We start from the raw sequence: 544 nt of genomic DNA on the forward strand, positions 1-544 counted from the left end.
GTCGAATGTGGCGGAAGACGAACGACTTTGTCTGGTTTCCGTCTGGCCGTACATCAAAATGTCCTCTCGCGCAAAAACCCGGCAAGATCGGACAAGGCCTCTCTAGAGCGGGCAACTGTCCTCGGATAGGTTGCAAACCCGTGCGGCAAATCCTCGTAACGGCGAAAATGCGTTTCGGCACCTGCAGCCTGCAGTTGCTCGTCGATTCCGATGGAATCGTCTCTGAGAACGTCAAGTTCGCCAAAGCCGATCCAAGAAGGCGGCATACCCCTCAGGTCGGCTTTCATGGGTGTGATATAGGGATGATTGATGTCCACTCCCGCTGGGACATACCACTCAAAATACTCTTTCATGCGTGCCAGCGAGAGTCCGAACTGCCCTGGGCCAAATTCCTTGTAACTGTCGGTTTCAAAGTCGTTGCCGAAGACGCCGTAAATCAATCCGAGCGCTTTTGGCATGGGTTTGCCCGTATCCCGGCAGATCAGCGCTGAAGCCAGTGAGAGATTACCCCCGGCAGAAGCTCCGAAGAGGGTTATGCGAGATC

1 protein-coding gene is annotated in these 544 nt (G+C 54.6%); it reads right to left on the reverse strand.

The genetic code is table 11. The features are described 5' to 3' along the window. Window positions 1-53: 53 nt before the first annotated feature. Window positions 54-544: alpha/beta hydrolase (locus EOA86_RS37705; RefSeq protein WP_164892460.1), on the reverse strand; the 491-nt coding region annotated here is incomplete at its 5' end.

Origin of the sequence: Mesorhizobium sp. M5C.F.Ca.IN.020.32.2.1 (assembly GCF_004023105.1) — a bacterium.
GTDB classification, from domain to species: Bacteria; Pseudomonadota; Alphaproteobacteria; order Rhizobiales; family Rhizobiaceae; genus Mesorhizobium; species Mesorhizobium wenxiniae.